General features: G+C 53.3%; 15 protein-coding genes. 7 read left to right on the forward strand and 8 right to left on the reverse strand.

The window, feature by feature from the left end:
* Positions 1-99: 99 nt before the first annotated feature.
* Together ADH68_RS07110 and tpx are read left to right on the forward strand one after the other, a co-directional pair.
* On the forward strand, positions 100-1,239 hold the full coding sequence (locus ADH68_RS07110) for a hypothetical protein (protein WP_068961397.1): 1,140 nt from the start codon (positions 100-102) through the stop codon (positions 1,237-1,239).
* Between the two features lie 63 nt (positions 1,240-1,302).
* Positions 1,303-1,800: a thiol peroxidase gene (tpx, locus tag ADH68_RS07115; protein WP_068961396.1), complete on the forward strand. Its 498-nt coding sequence runs from the start codon at positions 1,303-1,305 to the stop codon at positions 1,798-1,800.
* Positions 1,801-1,910: 110 nt separating this feature from the next.
* Here the strand turns inward: tpx and folB are convergent, their stop codons facing one another.
* From folB to ADH68_RS07140, 5 genes are all read right to left on the reverse strand, one after another.
* Positions 1,911-2,267: a dihydroneopterin aldolase gene (gene folB / locus ADH68_RS07120; protein ID WP_068961395.1), complete on the reverse strand. Its 357-nt coding sequence runs from the start codon at positions 2,265-2,267 to the stop codon at positions 1,911-1,913.
* Between the two features lie 31 nt (positions 2,268-2,298).
* Positions 2,299-3,558: a TPM domain-containing protein gene (locus ADH68_RS14060; RefSeq protein ID WP_068961394.1), complete on the reverse strand. Its 1,260-nt coding sequence runs from the start codon at positions 3,556-3,558 to the stop codon at positions 2,299-2,301.
* Positions 3,559-3,570: 12 nt separating this feature from the next.
* Complete coding sequence (gene dgt, locus ADH68_RS07130; RefSeq protein WP_068962135.1) at positions 3,571-4,905, reverse strand: dGTP triphosphohydrolase; 1,335 nt, start codon at positions 4,903-4,905, stop codon at positions 3,571-3,573.
* 41 nt (positions 4,906-4,946) lie between these two features.
* Positions 4,947-6,086, reverse strand: a complete 1,140-nt coding sequence (gene lpxB / locus ADH68_RS07135) for a lipid-A-disaccharide synthase (RefSeq protein WP_068961393.1) — start codon at positions 6,084-6,086, stop codon at positions 4,947-4,949.
* A 79-nt stretch (positions 6,087-6,165) separates the two neighbouring features.
* Positions 6,166-7,089: a DUF2156 domain-containing protein gene (locus ADH68_RS07140; protein ID WP_157755875.1), complete on the reverse strand. Its 924-nt coding sequence runs from the start codon at positions 7,087-7,089 to the stop codon at positions 6,166-6,168.
* A gap of 646 nt (positions 7,090-7,735) precedes the next feature.
* On the opposite strand from ADH68_RS07140, the gene ADH68_RS07145 reads away from it, so the two are divergent.
* The 3 genes from ADH68_RS07145 to ADH68_RS07155 are packed head-to-tail and all read left to right on the forward strand — an operon-like array spanning position 7,736 to position 12,101.
* Positions 7,736-9,148 carry a hypothetical protein gene (locus ADH68_RS07145; RefSeq protein ID WP_068961391.1) on the forward strand — a complete coding sequence of 471 codons (1,413 nt, stop codon included), beginning with the start codon at positions 7,736-7,738 and terminating at the stop codon, positions 9,146-9,148.
* A 40-nt stretch (positions 9,149-9,188) separates the two neighbouring features.
* On the forward strand, positions 9,189-11,255 hold the full coding sequence (locus ADH68_RS07150) for a TonB-dependent receptor (RefSeq protein ID WP_068961390.1): 2,067 nt from the start codon (positions 9,189-9,191) through the stop codon (positions 11,253-11,255).
* A complete protein-coding gene (locus ADH68_RS07155; protein WP_068961389.1) occupies positions 11,256-12,101 on the forward strand; it encodes a DUF4249 family protein in 846 nt (281 codons plus the stop codon).
* A 73-nt stretch (positions 12,102-12,174) separates the two neighbouring features.
* On the opposite strand, the gene htpG is transcribed toward ADH68_RS07155, so the two are convergent.
* The 3 genes from htpG to pyrH all read right to left on the reverse strand — a co-directional run bounded on the left by htpG (position 12,175) and on the right by pyrH (position 15,682).
* A complete protein-coding gene (htpG, locus tag ADH68_RS07160) occupies positions 12,175-14,232 on the reverse strand; it encodes a molecular chaperone HtpG (RefSeq protein ID WP_068962134.1) in 2,058 nt (685 codons plus the stop codon).
* A 156-nt stretch (positions 14,233-14,388) separates the two neighbouring features.
* Entirely contained in the window at positions 14,389-14,946 is a 558-nt protein-coding gene (gene frr, locus ADH68_RS07165; protein WP_068961388.1) for a ribosome recycling factor, read from the reverse strand.
* Positions 14,947-14,971: 25 nt separating this feature from the next.
* Complete coding sequence (pyrH, locus tag ADH68_RS07170; protein WP_068962133.1) at positions 14,972-15,682, reverse strand: UMP kinase; 711 nt, start codon at positions 15,680-15,682, stop codon at positions 14,972-14,974.
* A gap of 79 nt (positions 15,683-15,761) precedes the next feature.
* Between pyrH and ADH68_RS07175 the strand changes: the two genes are divergently transcribed.
* Together ADH68_RS07175 and rfbA are read left to right on the forward strand one after the other, a co-directional pair.
* A complete protein-coding gene (locus tag ADH68_RS07175) occupies positions 15,762-16,532 on the forward strand; it encodes a tetratricopeptide repeat protein (protein ID WP_068961387.1) in 771 nt (256 codons plus the stop codon).
* 66 nt (positions 16,533-16,598) lie between these two features.
* The gene (gene rfbA, locus ADH68_RS07180; RefSeq protein WP_068961386.1) at positions 16,599-17,489 is read left to right on the forward strand and encodes a glucose-1-phosphate thymidylyltransferase RfbA; all 891 of its coding nucleotides are present in this window, start codon (positions 16,599-16,601) and stop codon (positions 17,487-17,489) included.
* Positions 17,490-17,499 lie beyond the last annotated feature (10 nt).

The raw sequence follows: 17,499 nt of genomic DNA on the forward strand, positions 1-17,499 counted from the left end.
GGTGTAGCGGTTTTTATATTACAACGTTTCACACATTTATCTATGAGATGCAATCTACGCTTACTGTTAGCAGTAGTGCTTATCTACCCCTTGTGCGCAATGTCGTCACAAGGGGTAGATGACCTTATTTCGCGTCTGCGCGGAAAGGTGTGCTACAATGCGACTGTCGATTTCAAGGTGCTTATGTCACTACAGGACGATGTGGCGTATCATGTCGACCTGTATTCCGCCGCATCGCCGGCCGACACACTGGCTCCATGCGATTATCTGATACGGTGGTCGGTGCCGGGGTCGGAGAACCGAGTCGCTACCGACGGCTTCTCGGCATATTTCAGCGGCAATCTGTTCACATTCCGCGGCGAGCGTATGGTAGAACGGCATTTTCTGTCAGACCCTATGCCTTTTCTCCCCTCGGGACGCACGCCGGGCGCGCAGAGGCGCACACAGTTTGCCGAACTGTTGCCGCAGTTTATCGCCGACGAGATAGAGGCTATAACCACATCGTCGGACTACCTGTGGCATTTCACCCCCGACACTATAGTCGACGGGCGCGCGGCCATGGCTCTTGGCGCGCGGCTTGAGGTGAACGGCGCTGTGTCGCGTGAGGCTCTTTATCTCTTCGACCGTGAGAGCGCCATGCCTCTGTGCATCACCACCGACAACAATCCGGGCGCTCTGGCCGAGCAGACCATTGTGGCGACATACACCGCTCCGGAGGCACCTCTGGCGTGTGCCCCGCTTACCGACAGTCTGCTCGCCGACATGTACCCCGATATATTCGAGAAGTATCGAGAAAATACTTTTGCCATAGTGAATCTGCCGGGACAGCCTCTGCCGAGATTCGCTCTGCCTACCCTTACCGGCGAGCGGTATACATATTTAGGACGCACTCAGGGATTCCGCCAGCCTACTATGGTGGTGCTTTTCGAGCCTGAGTCGTCGTTTGCCCGGGCTACAATCGAAGGGGTGAGAAGCGCGGCCATGCAGCTGCCTTACAACGCCGACATCCTATGGGCCTCGGTGAGCAATGACCGTGACGCTGTCGACAGCCTCCTCCCGGCCGACAGGATGGGGGAGACTACACTTGTATCGGCCAAGGCTTTGGCGCGCGACTGCGGCACCGCCACATTTCCGGTGGTGATACTGGTCGGGAGCGACGGAGTGGTGGCCGATGTAGTTGTCGGCTACAACAATTCGCTTGTGTCCGATGTTATTCAGAAAGCGGCGATGCTCCGTTGAGAGTGCTCTCAAGTCGGACCCGTGGCTTACATTTAACATGTTCATAAAAATAATTCTGTCGAAATGGAAACCGTATATTTCAAAGGTAACGAATGCCATACCTGTGGAAATCTGCCCTCGGTAGGCTCCACCGCTCCCGATTTCTCGCTTGTGACCCCTGAACTAAAAGAAGTGGGCCTTTCTGACTTCCCCGGGAAGAAGATAGTGTTGAATATTTTCCCGAGTCTTGACACTCCGGTATGCGCCACATCGGTGCGCCGGTTCAACGAGAAGGCCGCCGGAAAAAAGGATGCCGTAGTGCTCTGTGTGTCGGTCGACCTGCCTTTTGCAGCAGGACGATTCTGTACGCTCGAAGGGCTGAAGGATGTAATTCCGGCGTCGGCGTTCCGTTCTTCGGAGTTCGCGCGCTCGTATGGCGTTGAACTTGTCGATGGTCCTCTCAAGGGGCTGCTTACCCGTGCTGTCGTTATCATTGACGCCGACCGTAAGGTAATATACCGCGAGCTTGTCGATGAGATTACCGGTGAGCCCGACTATGATGCAGCTCTGGGAATGCTCTGACGCAACAGACCACTTATATCGCACATCATTATACTACTATCCCCTTAGAGGCGACTGTCGCTTCTAAGGGGATAGTAGTATAATGATGTATATGCTGTCGATATCTACAATCACCATCGTAGCACTACCGCTACCGAATCGATGTCGGCGGCAAAGGGGGGTACAAGTTTGGCTACGCGTATCATTCCACCGGCTATGAGCGGGAAACGTCGGGTAAGAGCCATGCGCAGTCGTCCGGCCACATGTTCGAGAAGCTGCGACGGCACAGTCATTACTTCACGCACCACTGCCACAGCTTCGGCATAGTTGAGAGTATCCTCAAGACGGTCATCCGCGATTGCCCCGTCGGCGGGATAGCGGAGGTGCACAGTTACTTCAAACAGGTTTCCTACCTTGCGTTCCTGCTCGCCTACGCCATGGCGGGCAAACAGTCGCAATCCGTTTACTTCTATAGTAAGGTCATTCATGATTTACAGTCCATATAAAATGTATGGGGAGTTACCATCCTCCCGATGCTCCGCCTCCACCGGTTGAGCCTCCTCCAAACGAGCCTCCGCCGAAGCCTCCTCCACCGAATCCACCGCCTCGGCCACCAATCGGGGGAACGATTACTACCGGAGGGGCGGCTTTCGGGATAGTGTAGTTGCGGGCATTGTCTTTGTGGCAGTTGCGGCAGTTGTATATCTTCTGTCCCCAGCCCTCCTCTCTTGTAGTCGGACTCTTGACTATGCGGTCGGCCACGAGTGTACATGCGCGTGCGCCGCAGTTTGGACATGGCGTATAGTTTTTCGAGTGGTTGACATATGGAAGGATGTCGGTCTCACCGCAGTTGGGACACAGCCACACGTCGTAGTCGACTGAGTCGATGCGCTCTTCGGTGTCCTGGGCGGGTGTGAGGTAGGCGTTGTCCGACTTCTCGTCGAGGCGCTTCATCTTTGTCGAGCAGTTGGGACATTTGCGCGATGCTGTGCGCAGACGGCGCATGATAATCATGAGCGGCACAAATACCACAAGCCCCATACCGATGGTGGCAAACGAGATAATGAGCGCCGGCAGTTGCAGTTGCTGTAGCCTGATGTAGCGCTGGTAGCGGTTCTGACGACGTGTCGACACGAGCGTGATTATAAAGAATATCAGCATAAGGGCAGCGATAAACATGCTTATCTTTATCCATATCCCGAAGAAGTCGATGGTCTCCTCCCCGCCGCGGCGCCGGTCGTTGGCATATTTCGACATAAGCTCCTCGGTAGCGCCCGGGGTTGTGAGGAGATAGCTCAGATTGCCTACCGCGTCGGCCACTCCGCCGTCGGTGTCGCCACCTTTGAAATATTGGTTGGAACTGCGTATGATGCGCCCCGCTATTATGTCGGGCACTACGCCCTCGGCCCCGTAGCCGGTGCGTATCACAGCCTTGCGGTCGCCCATGGCCACGAGGTAGAGCACACCGTTGTCGTTGTCCTCCTTGCCGATGCCCCAGTCGGTAAACAGTTCGGTGGCGAAGCTGTCGATGTCGCCACCCTCGATGCGGTCGACTACCACTACGGCGAGTTCGGCCGACGATGTCTCCCACACGCGTCTTATGGCTGCGTCGAGGCTGTCGCGCATGGCTGGCGACAGGAGTCCGTCGGGGTCCGACACATAGCGCCGTGCATCGGCCAGGTGTACGTTGGGTATATCCTTTACGGAGTGTACGGCAGCCCCCGCTGATATGGCGGCTGCAAGTATTATCAGGAAGAATGTCAGAATCTTGCGTGTCATAACGTATGTATCTTATACGGCCGGAAGAGAGTGGCCGTTGAGTTTGCGGAATAGGTCGAGGGCATAGACGTCGGTCATCGCCGACATGTGGTCGAGCACGGCCTGTATTCTTCCGAACAGGGTAGGGGCCGCCGTGTCGTACTGTTGCGGCACTTTGCTCAGAAGCAGTTCGGAATAGTTGAGCGACGGGTTGCGTACGGCATGTATCAGTTTCTCCAGCAGGAACGATATGATGCGGTTGCCCGCGAGCTCGATGTCGACCACATCGCCCGCACAATATATCTTTTTCCATGCAAGGTCAGAGCAGTTGCGGTAGCCCCGGCACTCCTGTTCATCGATATGATCGAGCAGGGAGCCTGAGAAGGCACCGCGCAGTATAGTATCCTCGTTGTCGAGGAATGCGCGTGAGCATTGGCTGACAAGCGAGCCGATGACACACGAGCGCATATAGGCGATTTTCTCGTTGGGGTCGGCCACCTTGTCCATAATCTCCATCATGCGCGAGCGCCGCTCTTCGGAGAAGAATCCGAGAAACATGTCGGTCACTTCGCGTGTGCTTACCACATGCAGCTTATGGGCGTCCTCCATGTCCATCACCTGGTAGCAGATATCGTCGGCAGCTTCCACAATGTAGACGAGCGGATGGCGGCAATAGCGAGTGCGGCCGTCCGGTGCAGGTAGGGCTATAAGACCGAGCTCGTCGGCGATACGGCGGAATGTCGATATTTCGGTCGTGAAGAAGCCGAATTTGCCGTTGGCTCCGGCCAGCGACGATTCATAAGGGTACTTTACGATAGAGGCGAGCATGGAGTAGGTCATGGCGAAACCACCCGGGCGACGTCCGTTGAACTGATGGGTTAGGAGCCTGAACGAGTTGGCATTCCCCTCGAAGTGTGTTATGTCGGCCCACTGTTCGGGTGTGAGCATTGGGCACAGTCCCGCACCCTCTCCTTCGCTGAAGAAAGTCGATATGGCTTTCTCGCCCGAATGTCCGAACGGCGGATTGCCGAGGTCGTGTGCGAGGCATGCGGCGCCCACGATTTCGTCGATAGCATCGAGTTTGCCTACCCATGGCTGTGATGCATGCCGCTTGCGCAATTCGCGAGTGATTTCATTGGCCAGACTGCGTCCTACCGAGGCCACCTCCATTGAGTGGGTCAGTCGGTTGTGTACGAATACCGAGCCTGGCAGAGGAAACACCTGAGTCTTGTTTTGCAGTCGTCGGAATGGCGACGAGAACACCAGCCGATCGAAATCGCGCTGGAAGTCGCTGCGAATGCCACTGCGCGCGTCGTGGTAGTGTTCCAGTCCGAACCGCTTGTCGCAGATGAGTCGGTCCCAGCTCATGGCCGGCGGGGTGCTTATGGTATTGTCCGGGGTGTCGGTAGTCATTGTTGCTTTCTGTTTGCGAGTTGGTGTATTATTCCGGCGGCGGTAGCCGGAGCATCGTTTGTGCCGAGAATAGCGCGCATCTCGCGGTATCCTTCGAGCTGGTTGTCGTGGCCCGGGCGTCCGGGAAGTATGTTGCCGAGTTCACGTCCTACCAATTTGGGAGTGCACATGTGTACGAGCATTTCCGGGATAATCTTTTTCCCGGAAATCAGGTTGGGGAGCGATACGTAGGATATTTTCAGCAGTTTCTCCATTATTTTGTAGGAGAGCTTTATTCCGTTGGCTCTGTAGCATACTACCTGTGGGGTGCCTATCAGGGCGCATTCCAGAGTGGCTGTGCCTGAGGTCACGAGCGCCACTTCGGCGTGGTGCATCAGTTCGAATGTGTCGCCGCTCACAAGCGGTATGCCCGGAGTCAGATAATATCCGTAATATGACAGATCGATGCCCGGAGCCGCCGCCACTACCGGCATATAGTCGGGGTACATGGCTGCGGCCGCTTCCATTATCTGGAGATTGTTTTTGATTTCACTGCGTCGGCTCCCCGGCACGAGCGCTATTATCGGTCGGTCGGGTAGATTGTGTCGCCGTATGAATTCTTCCCGTGATGATGCGCGGGCCAGTCTTTCATCGACCTCCTTTACCGACGGATTGCCTACGTATGTGGCTTCGTAGTTGTGGCGGTCGCGGTAGAATGCAGGCTCGAATGGGAGTATGCAGCACATCCTGTCGACCAGACGGCGTATCTCTTTTACTCTCCATTCTTTCCATGCCCATACCTTCGGCGATATATAGTAGGCCACCCGGGTGCCATGCTTGCGGGCATAGGCTGCGAGTTTGAGGTTGAAGCTCGGATAGTCGACAAGCACGAGCACATCGGGACGGAAGTCGTCGATGGCTTTGCGCGCGCGCTTCATGTTGGATGCAATCTGGGGCAGATGGCGCAACACCTCGCTGAATCCCATGAAAGCCATCTCGCGATAGTGGATTACCGGCTCGCATCCGGCTGCGGCCGCCATGAGGTCGCCGCCAAGAAATGCTATCTCCGCAGATTTGTCGGTGTGCATGATTGCTGCAATCAGTTCGGATGCATGGAGGTCGCCCGAAGGCTCTCCTGCCGATATAAAGTACTTCATCGCTCGTAGGTTTAGATGATTTTCCACAAAGATACGTAATTATTTGCTCTTTGAGAGTGGAAAATGCGTAGGAATTCGTTCAGCCGCTGAACGCTACATTGTATTTGCGCAGCATCATGAGCGGATGGTACGACTCTTTGGCGCGTCGTAGGCCCTCGTCGCCGGCATCCTCCTCGCGGTTGATGAATGTCACTCCGTAGCGGTCGAGCATCATGGCTGCAAACTCCTTGTTGATTGTCTCACCGGCGCCGTTTATGTCGTGGAGCATTTTCTCGATATGCACATAGAGAGTGTCGGCTATGACTTCTCCGATGGCGAATGCCACTATACCGCGGTCGGGAGTCATCAGAGCCGCTCCATCCATGGGCAGTGAGTCCCAGTGGTCGAGCAGCCGCATCACTTCGTTGCGCTCGATTTGTGCCGTCACATGTTCCTCGTCGGGAGGCAGAGTATCAAGAAACGTCTTTATCCGGGGTACCATGTCCGGTGTGAGGTCGACAAGGCTTGCTCCCGGATGGTCGGAGGTGAACCGGTTCACATGGTTGCGTTTTTTGCTGTAGCGGTTGCCGGAGAGTGTGGCGAGGTCACGGGCATTATATAGATAGTCGGCCCAGTCGGTCAGCTCCTCTATGCGGCATTCGCCGAGTTGTCTTAGTTCCTCGACACGGTCTTCGGGCACGGCTGAAAATACAAGCGGAATGTTTTCGGCCATACAATATTCCTTAAGCAGTGCTGCTGCGTCCGACAGCGGCATCTCGCCTATGGGTATAGAGAATGCCGGCGTGGTGCGGTCATTCTCTTCTACGCCTTTTACAAATAGGGTGTTATCGACAATAGCGTATTCATAATTGAAATAATGTGCCCACATAATCATTCCTGCGATGGTGTAGTCGCATGTACGGCTGTGGGAGCGGGCGAGCAGCGGGCTGATAGTGGCGACAGCGTTGTAGTCCATTTTATGGAAACGCAGTCGGGGTATTACGGCAGTAGTTGACAGATACATAAAGCAGATTATTGTTGATTCATAACAACCCGTGTGGATTATTCCATTGTACCACGGATTAATTATAAAACAAAAAGAATAGCATAAATGCTTGCATTGTCGGAGAAAAACCCATACCTTTGCGGCAACACATTGAAATTGATTGTATGCTCGTAATTTGCGGTATACGCCTCTCTTCTCCATGTCATGAGACATTCGTCTGCCGCTCTGCGGCTTATGAATAAGATACAAGTCTATAACTAACATAAAACTATGTTGATACAGAGATATTTTTACCCGGTTGGGGTTGTGCCGGAGCCTTGTGGCTTGCGGCTGTTCCGGTATATATACGGTTCAAGCATATGATGCCGGTAAAAATCCCGATTGCTGTAATTAATATTTAAGACGTAATTAGTTGTCAGGGACGCTTCTATATGTTTTACTGACTTTTGAAGCATCAGGACAATTCAAACGATATCGCACAATCAACATTCACTAAATTTTTCGGGAAAGCCGTAGTCGTGATGACTGTGGCTTTTTCATTTTAATAAAAAAAGTTAAATGCATTACTGTAACAGATATTTAACATAAGAGATATGCTCGAAATACTAAAAAATTGTTTCCTTTGCGCTGAATAGTTTAATAAACCATAATTTATATCACACAGATGGAAATATCCGGAAAGATTGCTGTATGGGCTTTAGCGGGACTTATAGGCGGTGCTTTTACCGCATGCGGTTCTTCCGACAGCGATGAAATTCTTACAAGTACAGACGGTATACATGGCACAGTTACACCTCCTTCTACCGAACCCGGTGCTGTCGACCCCACTGTGACAGGAGTATTGACTTCGTCACAGGCGGGCAAATATATTGAGGCTACAGCTACTCAGCTTAAGCAGTTGTGCAATCCGCAGGACCAGAGGGGTGCGGTGGAGTCGCTGATGGTCATAGCCAATGTGCTTGACTCCTATGGCGTTGCCGGTCAGAATTCCGATATGGGCTACTCACATGCGCTGGCAAAGGCCACTCGCTCTATGGCACAGAACACTGAAAGCGGCGATTATGCCGGCATATCACGTGCGGTGCAGCAGGTATCCAACAGTTTCACGGTCAATCCACGGGATTACCTCGGAGTATATACGCCGGTCTATGATGACGAGGAAGAGGAGTATGTATGGGCCAAAACCGCCGACAGTTTCAATGCCATAATATTCCGTTCCGAAAAGGATCGTGTGGAAGTTTCGCTGACTGTCAGCGGCGAGAGCTGGACAGGAAAGTTTGATACGGTTGACTATGACTACGACGGTTACTGGGACGACAAGAACCAGGTGTGGGTATCCAACGACACGGAAATCACCACCCACTGGACTGTCAATGTTCCTGCCAAGCTGACATTTGTAATGTCGCATAACGGTGATAATGCAGTAAGTGCAGTGGTCGAGAGCAACTACAGCGAGAGTGCACACACATTTGCAGTCAAGTCATCGGCACAGTTGGCCAATATTAGCGCCAACGCCGAGGTGACAGGTATCGATACAAGCATTTCGGAGAAATGCAACGCTTCAATCGGTTCGTCGCGTGTGCTTTATTCTGTAGCCGAGGTCAAGGGCACCAACCTTTGCAACCGTCAGATGCTTGAGCAGCTCGGCAACGCCGGCCCGGATGCCATTGCCTCACAGATCGACAATCTCTTCAAGGGCGCTACCGCCAAGGTCGACCTTCTCGACCGCATACAGATTAGCTCGTCATGCAGTTCTCTCAAGGCTATTGTTGCCAATGGCGATTATGATGAAGAGGTGCTCCAGGAGGTGAATGCCTTTGCCGCAGCACTCAACAGCAGTGTGACCACCACCCTGAATTTCGGCAACACCGACTATGAGCAGGGCACAATCACATGGGGTGCGATGCCACACACATCATGGGGATATACATGGTATGATGTAGAGCCTATGGTGGCGCTTGCCGGCGGGTCGGCGATGTCGTTTGGCGACTTTATCGACAGCGGTGCACTCAACGGTTCTATAAATGCGATTAAAGGTATTGTAAATACATATCGTGGTGCATTCGGCCTCGATTGATTGTCAGGAATTGAAATCAACATCGGCAAGTCAACGATTTATGGCAGGAGTCGCGCGGTCAGCGTGGCTCCCGCTTTTATGTATCGGGACTCTCCCGGGTAGGAGTGAGACCGTTTTCTCAAGCCCCGACAGCATAGGGTATCCCGACAGTGATGTCACGCTTGAAGAGGTGACGGTCGAGGCGCGGTCGCGCAGGCCGGCACGCCTGTCGGCCGACGGTGCGGTGACACTCGATGCCACTGTCACCGGGCAGCGGATGAGAGCTTTCGGAGAAGCTGACGCCATGCGCTGGATAGGCACTTTGCCTGGCATATCGTCGGCCGGAGATTATGCTTCGGGAGTATCTGTCGACGGTACCGAATATTCCCACACTTACTACGGCATAGGTGGCGCTCCTGTGTTTTTCCCTTATCATTTCGGAGGCATATTCTCGGTATTCAATGCCGAGCATTATCCGGTGGTCAGAGTGGAGAAATCAGTGCATACACCGGATATGCCTCCGCGCCTTGGCGGACGCATCGAATTCTCTCCACGACGCGGTCTATCCGAAAGGCTTCGCGGGGTGGTCAATGTAGGGCTGCTCGCGAGCAGTGCCACAGTTACGGCGCCTGTAGGAAAGAGGGCCGACATTACCGTCTCGGGACGGTTGAGTTATATCAACGCACTATATGGCGGCGTGCTCAAGGCCAATTCCACTGATATCGACTACGGATTTAACGATTATAATCTTACTGCCCGCTTTATCGCCGGGAGTTCCGACCGGCTGGCGATGCACTTGTTCTACAACCGCGACTTTTTGTCTACCGCCGACAAGCGTTATGCCCTCGACACACGTTTCCGCTGGCATAATTTTCTGGCTGCCGCAGAGTGGGAGCATAAGGCACGGCGTTTCCAATGGCATCAGAACCTGTATTGCTCCACATTCGGCTCTACATTCGGCATGACAATGACACGCATATCGGCCAAAGTGCCCTCATCTATCACTGAGACAGGCACACGCGGACATGGCGCTTACGATTTCGGTGGCAGTGCCGGCATGCGGCTTCTGATGGGTGCCTCCGCATCGTACATATCCGGTATTCCGCAATGGGCATCGGTCGACGGCTACGGTAGCGCCCGGCGTCCCGATAGGGTCAGTTCGTTTTTGTCACGCGGACATGTAGCGGTAGAGCTATCTCCAATTAAAAGTCTGACACTTACCCTCGGGAGCAGTCTCACTGTATATGGCGCCCGGGATTATCATCCGGTGTTTGTCGACCCTATGGCCACACTTGAGTGGACATCAAAGGCAGGTACTTTCAGTCTGCACGCTTCAGGCTACACTCAGACTCTCCATCAGGTGGGGTTCAGCGATATCGGGCTTGCATCCAATTTCTGGCTTGCCGCATCCCGCTCGCTCAAAGCGCAGAGAGCACGCACACTGGCCGCCTCCTGGATGTATGCTCCTGACAATGCCGGCTGGGAGTTGTCGGCCGACATATATTACAAGCGGCTCAGCGGGGCTTCGGAGTATGACGGTACTACCATCACACTGCTTGATGCCGATTATGACAGCATGGAGCATATCATAACCGGCGACGGCCGCAATTATGGCCTCGGATTCATGGCCTCGAAAGTGGCAGGACGCCTTACCGGCTCCGTGTCGCTTGCCTGGGGACGTGCGCAACGGCGCTTCCCCTCAATCGGGAGTGACTGGGTGACAGCCGCTGTCGAGCAACGCCTGTCGGCTACGGTGCAGGCACATTACCGCCTTAGCGGGTCGGTGGGGCTTGATGCCGTATGGACCTATGCCACCGGGCGACCGGTGACTCCGGTCACGGCTCTGTACCTTATCGGCGAAAATGTGATTTCGGAGTATGGCGAGCGTAATTCACGGTGTATGCCGCCTTATCATAGGCTTGACCTGTCGGCATCGTGGAGTTTCCGGATTAAGCAATGGCCAGGTATCGACAATATGCTTGTGTTGTCGGTAATCAATGCCTATGGACACAATAATGTGTCGATAGTGACATTCGGCTATGATACCGATGAGAATGTGTTTGCCCGCAGGGAGGCCTCGTCGCTATATAAGTTTATGCCATCGATTGCATATGTAATGCGTTTTTGAATGAAGAGAGTGTTTTATATCGTGACGGCATGTCTTATACTCGTGTCATGCCAAAAGACCATTGATGATGATACCGCAGGCACAGGGCGTCTCGTGGTGGAAGGCTGGATTGATTCAGGCGGACATCCGACAGTGATTCTCACCCGCAGTTTTTCTCCAATGTCGACCGAATCCACTACTTTGAGCGATCTCGTGGTGCGTTGGGCCAATGTCACTATATCCGACGGAGAGCGCACCGAGACTATGATAGGGCGTATCGACAACAGCATGACACCGCCGTTTGTGTATACTACCGCACAGATTACAGGTGTGCCGGGGCGTACCTATACCATAACCGCGGAGTATGAGGGGGAGAGGATAGTATCATCATGCACTATGCCTCGTCCGGTGGATATAAGCCGTATAGATGTGGCTCCGGTAGCTGACTCGGATACCCTCCGCGAGGTGTCGCTTACGTTTGTTCCCGGTATTGGCAACGACAAGTGTTATCAACTTGCGGTGTATGACCCGTCGCTCAGCGGGAGGATGCTGCCATGCTTCATGGGTGCTTATGCGGCATCGTCATCGGGTGGCGGCGGAGAGGTGACTCTTACTGTGTGCCGCCCGAGTATTGACACCGACGGAGGAGACTATACCCCATATTTTCGTACAGGGCGCACCATTATGGTGGCGCTTACAGCAATAGCTCCCGAAGTATGGCGTTTCTGGCATGAATATGACGATTTTACTGCATTCGGCGGCAATATATTTCTTGCCGGTACGATTCCGATGCATGGCAATATCGACGGAGGCTACGGCATATGGAGCGCCCGCGGTGTCGATGTCCGCACGATAATAATAGAATAAACTACTGCGCGTATGGCACTCGATAGGAGTGGCCGTACGCGCAGTAGTTTATGTCAACCTATGGTCAATGCAATTACATCAGCTCGACTGAACGTGAGATGAACGATGACAGGTCGGAGCCGCGGAGCAGTCCGTTGCCGAGCAATGCAAGGTCGATGAGTTGCTTTACACGGGGCTGTGTGGCCGCGAATTCGGAGATTGTCTTGTTTTCGGCGTCGCGGAGTTCGCTTACCTTCTTTTCGAGGTCGGCGAGCTGTTTGTCGGTCTCGGCATCGGTCTTGTCGCCGGCTGCTTTTGCCGCGTCGCGCAGACGTGTTATTTCAGCGTTGGCGGCTTCAATATCAGTCTCTACGGGCTGTACCTTGGCGTCAAGAGCCTCGGCTGCCGCATCGCGTATCTCCTTGATGAGACGGTGTTCGGTGTTTACGATGAGGTTGTAGCTGTCGGGCATTTCAGCGTAGAAAGCCATGCCGGGCTGCATAGCCGCCATGTCTTTCATACGGCGCATATACTCGTTCTGGGTTATCATCACAGGTGCGGCAGTGGCAGAAAGGGCCTCGAAACTTACAAGGAACTCGGCTTTGTCGACAGCGGGAATCTGCGAGCGGAATATGGTAGTGAGCTCGTTGCGCTGCAACGGGGTGAGGTCGGCAACCTTGCGGTCTTCTTTGGATATGAGGTTGTCGATTACATCGGAATCCACGCGCACGAACCGGCTCTTCTCGACCTTTTGCTCAAGCAGTCCGATGAAGTGGGAGTCGAGTTGTCCGTCCATCACCAGCACATCGTAGCCGCGCTCGGTGGCTGCGTTGATATAGTTGTATTGGGCAGTCGGGTCGGTGGTGTAGAGATATACGGTAGTTCCGTCCTTATCGGTCTGAGTAGGTTCGATAAGGGCTTTGTATTCGTCGAGAGTGAAGAATTTGCCCTCGGTGTCCTTGAGGAGCACAAATTTCTTGGCGCGGTCGGCAAACTTTTCGTCGGTAAGCATGCCATACTCGATGAAAATCTTGATATCGTCCCACTTGGCTTCGAAGTCGGTGCGGTTCTGTGTGAAAATCTCGTCGAGACGGTCGGCGACCTTGCGTGTGATGTAGCCCGAGATTTTCTTTACTGCGGAGTCGCTCTGCAGATATGAACGGCTTACGTTGAGCGGAATGTCGGGACTGTCGATGACACCCTGCATGAGCATCATGAACTCAGGCACGACACCTTCTACCGAGTCGGTGACGAACACCTGGTTGCAGTAGAGTTGGATGCGTCCCTGTCGGTTGATGTCGATGTTGCTCTTTATCTTCGGGAAATAGAGTATACCTGTCAGCGTGAAAGGATAATCAACATTGAGGTGTATCCAGAAGAGGGGATCGTCCTGACCGGGATACAGTTCGCGATAGAATGCGCGGTAATCCTCGTCGGTAAGGTCGGCCGGCTTTTTGGTCCATGCCGGTTCGGTGTTGTTGATTACGTTGTCGCGGTCGGTGTCGGTCATCTTTCCGTCCTTCCACTCCTGCTGCTTGCCTGAGATTACAGGTACGGGTAGGAAGCGGCAGTATTTTTTGAGCAGGGTGTCAATGCGGGCCTGTTCGAGGAAGTCCTTGTTGTCATCGTCGATGTAGAGCACTATGTTGGTGCCGCGCTCTTTTTTCTCAATCGGCTCCATTGTGTACTCCGGCGAACCGTCGCAGCTCCACATCATGGCCTGCGAGCCTTCTTTGTAGCTGAGTGTGCGTATCTCGACTTTCTTGGCAACCATAAACGCCGAATAGAATCCGAGGCCGAAGTGTCCGATTATATTCTCAGCGCGGTCCTTGTACTTTGCCAGGAACTCTTCTGCACCGGAGAATGCAATCTGGTTGATGTATTTGTCGATATCTTCGGCAGTCATGCCTATGCCGTGGTCGCTCACGGTAAGGGTGCCGGCCTCTTTGTCGATGGCCACGCGCACGTTCATATCGTCGAGTGTGCCTTTGTATTCGCCGAACGATGAGAGTGTGCGCAATTTCTGTGTGGCGTCGATGGCGTTGCTCACCAGCTCGCGCAGAAATATCTCGTGGTCGGAGTATAGAAATTTCTTGATAACGGGGAAGATATTGTCGGTCGTTACCCCGATTTTTCCTGTCTTGGTATCCATGGGTCTGTTTTGGTTATTCATTCTATGTATAACACATTGCAAAACGTGTGCCACTCCCGTTTCCGGTTAAATTTCTATAATCATACTGACAATTTGTCTGTTTTGAAAAAAAGGAGATGCATGGGCATCTCCTTTTTTATCGATAAACGATGGGAATTACACGGTAAGAATCTCTTTTTCTTTGGCGGCGAAGAGATCGTCGATTTTCTTGAGATACTTGTCGTGGAGCTTCTGGGCCTGTGCTTCGGCGTCCTTCTCTACATCCTCGGGCATACCCTGCTTTACTGCTTTCTTGAGGCCGTCGATGGCGTCGCGGCGGGCATTGCGCACCGAAACCTTGGCGTTTTCAGCCTCGGCCTTCGATTGCTTTACGAGGTTTTTACGGCGCTCTTCGGTAAGCGGCGGGATTGAGAGGCGTATCACTTCTCCGTTGTTTTCAGGGGTTATGCCTACTTCGGAGTTGATGATGCCACGCTCGATTTCCTTGAACATCGCTTTTTCCCAAGGGGTGATTACGATGGTGCGTGCATCGGGCACGGAGATGTTGGCGACATTTGAGATGGGCACTGCGCTACCGTAATACTCCACACGTATGCCGTCGAGGATTTTCGGGTTGGCTTTGCCGGCACGTATGTGGGCCAGCGACTCGTCGAGATAGGCCACGGCCATCTCCATTTTTTCCTCAGCGGGGTCGAGATAGTCTTTTACTTCCATATTATATATGTTTTGAATTGTCGGATCAGTAGACGAGTGTGCCGATTGGTTCGCCGGAGAGTACGCGGGCGAGGTTGCCGGGGGTGTCCATGTCGAATACGATAATCGGCAGTCCGTTCTCCTTGCAGAGTGCGGTAGCAGTGAGGTCCATTACCTTAAGGCCGCGGGTGTATACTTCGTCGTATGTGATTTCTGAGAATTTTGTTGCAGTGGGGTCTTTTTCAGGGTCGGCGGTGTATATGCCGTCGACACGTGTACCTTTAAGCATCACGTCGGCCTCTACCTCAATGCCGCGCAGTGCTGAGCCTGTGTCGGTAGTGAAGAACGGATTGCCTGTGCCGCCGGAAATGATGGCTACTTCGCCTCGTTCCATTGACTCTATTGCACGCCATTTGCTGTAATGCTCTCCGATTGGGAACATGTTGATGGCAGTGTATACTTTGGCCGGCTGACCTACAGCGCCGAGAGCCGAGCTGAGTGCGAGCGAGTTGATGACTGTGGCAAGCATGCCCATCTGGTCGCCTTTCACACGGTCAAAACCTTTGGATGCTCCCTGGAGACCACGGAATATGTTGCCTCCGCCGATTACAATCGCCACCTGCACTCCGGAGGCCACGATTTCGCTTATCTGCTGGGCATAGGCGTTCAGACGCTCGGTATCAATGCCGTGACCTTTGCCTCCGGCGAGAGATTCGCCGCTAAGTTTCAAAAGTATGCGATTATATTTTGTTCTCATTGCAATATATTTGTAAATTTGGATTTCAAACAGGATTATTCCGGTTCCATTTTGCAAATATACGAAAAGCATTTTCAGGATGAAACTATTGCGTACAAAAATATGCGGGTGGGTGGTCGCGGCAATCTTGATAGCTCCGGCATGTGTGTCGGCCGATACTCCGTCATCCACACAAAAGCGCAGCTATGAGGCTACGGCGGTAAAGGCCGGGCGATTCTTCAAGTACAGGGAGTGGGCCAACGCCGCGGCCATGTATGAACTGATGCTTGAGGAGCAGCCTAAGGTGTGCGATACGTATGCCCATGCGATAGTGACGGCCGGAATGCGCTCGCTTCCTGACTACGAGATTGCTCTTGCCGAGAAGGCGCAGGCCAATCTGGTACCTGTGGATTCGCTGCTGCAGGGTGTGCGCCTTGTGAGTTTCTCGCTTGGAGAGACTTCACAGTATGAGAAGTTTCTGCTGTTGCTGAAGGAGCGCCAGAGGTGGCTCGGACGCAGTATTGACAAGCAGTTGCTGCAATATTATCTGTTCAGGCGTAATGCTCAGGAGATTGAGAAGTATAGCCGTATAATGCTTTCGGGCGCTCCCGACAATGCCGATTTCATGCTTGCTCTCGCGCAGGGAAGGCTGCTTAACGGAGACTATGAGGGAGCCATGGCCACATACAGGGATGTGCTTGCTCTATATCCCGACAATTATACCGCTTTGCTTTATCTGGGCAACTACTGCAGGGACAACGGTAAGGCTGCCGACGCACTGCATTATCTTAGACGGGCACAGGCATTGAAGCCTACTCCATATGTTGATGAGTGCATATCGCGTCTGGAGGCAGGAGCGGAGAGTAAGTGAAATTTTTTTAATGCAACACCATAAACGATTGTAGCGGCGTTATATATAATATAACATGACCAAAATATGAAAGGTATAGTTCTCGCCGGTGGTGCCGGCACTCGTCTGTATCCTGTGACCACAGGAGTGTCGAAGCAATTGCTTCCGATATATGATAAGCCGATGGTGTACTATCCTGTGTCGGTGCTGATGCTTGCCGGCATACGCGATATATTGATAATATCCACTCCCGACGATTTGCCGGCGTTCAGGCGTCTGCTTGGCGACGGCAGCCGCCTCGGTGTAAGATTCGAATATGCCGAGCAGCCGCGTCCCGAGGGGCTGGCACAGGCATTCATTATCGGTAAGGATTTTATCGGTGATGACGACGTTGTGCTCGTGCTCGGCGACAATATATTCTACGGGCAGGGCTTTAGCGGAATGCTCAACGACGCTTCGCGCATAGTGAGGGAGCAGCGTGATGCTGTAGTGTTCGCCTATCAGGTGCAGGATCCCGAGCGCTATGGAGTGGTAAGTTTCGATGAGTCGGGCAAAGCAATAGACATTCAGGAGAAACCGGAATTTCCTGCGTCGGATTATGCCGTTGTAGGGCTGTATTTCTATCCCAACGATGTGGTAAAAGTGGCGTCGGAGGTAAAGCCTTCGGCCAGGGGTGAGCTTGAGATTACGTCGGTCAATATGAGTTATCTCGGAGAGAGCCGTCTGAGCGTGAAGAAATTCGGACGCGGATTCGCATGGCTCGATACGGGCACTGTCGATTCTCTGCTTGAGGCGTCGAATTTTGTCGCCGCTATCGAGAAGCGTCAGGGATTTCAGATTGCGGCGCTTGAGGAGATTGCGTTCCGTCGCGGATTTATCACGGCCGAGCAGCTTCTGGCGATTGCGGCTCCGCTTTCGGGGAATGCTTATGGCGCATATCTCGTGCAGCTTGCCAATGACGGCCCCAATCCGCGATAACGGCACTATC

The sequence above is a fragment of the Muribaculum intestinale genome (assembly GCF_002201515.1).
GTDB lineage: Bacteria > Bacteroidota > Bacteroidia > Bacteroidales > Muribaculaceae > Muribaculum > Muribaculum intestinale.

Coding starts and splice junctions, on each gene's coding strand:
- ADH68_RS07110 (WP_068961397.1), top strand. CDS start 100: ATGTCGTCACAAGGGGTAGATGACCTTATTTCGCGTCTGCGCGGAAAG.
- tpx (WP_068961396.1), top strand. CDS start 1,303: ATGGAAACCGTATATTTCAAAGGTAACGAATGCCATACCTGTGGAAAT.
- folB (WP_068961395.1), bottom strand. CDS start 2,267: ATGAATGACCTTACTATAGAAGTAAACGGATTGCGACTGTTTGCCCGC.
- ADH68_RS14060 (WP_068961394.1), bottom strand. CDS start 3,558: ATGACACGCAAGATTCTGACATTCTTCCTGATAATACTTGCAGCCGCC.
- dgt (WP_068962135.1), bottom strand. CDS start 4,905: ATGAGCTGGGACCGACTCATCTGCGACAAGCGGTTCGGACTGGAACAC.
- lpxB (WP_068961393.1), bottom strand. CDS start 6,086: ATGAAGTACTTTATATCGGCAGGAGAGCCTTCGGGCGACCTCCATGCA.
- ADH68_RS07140 (WP_157755875.1), bottom strand. CDS start 7,089: ATGTATCTGTCAACTACTGCCGTAATACCCCGACTGCGTTTCCATAAA.
- ADH68_RS07145 (WP_068961391.1), top strand. CDS start 7,736: ATGGAAATATCCGGAAAGATTGCTGTATGGGCTTTAGCGGGACTTATA.
- ADH68_RS07150 (WP_068961390.1), top strand. CDS start 9,189: ATGGCAGGAGTCGCGCGGTCAGCGTGGCTCCCGCTTTTATGTATCGGG.
- ADH68_RS07155 (WP_068961389.1), top strand. CDS start 11,256: ATGAAGAGAGTGTTTTATATCGTGACGGCATGTCTTATACTCGTGTCA.
- htpG (WP_068962134.1), bottom strand. CDS start 14,232: ATGGATACCAAGACAGGAAAAATCGGGGTAACGACCGACAATATCTTC.
- frr (WP_068961388.1), bottom strand. CDS start 14,946: ATGGAAGTAAAAGACTATCTCGACCCCGCTGAGGAAAAAATGGAGATG.
- pyrH (WP_068962133.1), bottom strand. CDS start 15,682: ATGAGAACAAAATATAATCGCATACTTTTGAAACTTAGCGGCGAATCT.
- ADH68_RS07175 (WP_068961387.1), top strand. CDS start 15,762: ATGAAACTATTGCGTACAAAAATATGCGGGTGGGTGGTCGCGGCAATC.
- rfbA (WP_068961386.1), top strand. CDS start 16,599: ATGAAAGGTATAGTTCTCGCCGGTGGTGCCGGCACTCGTCTGTATCCT.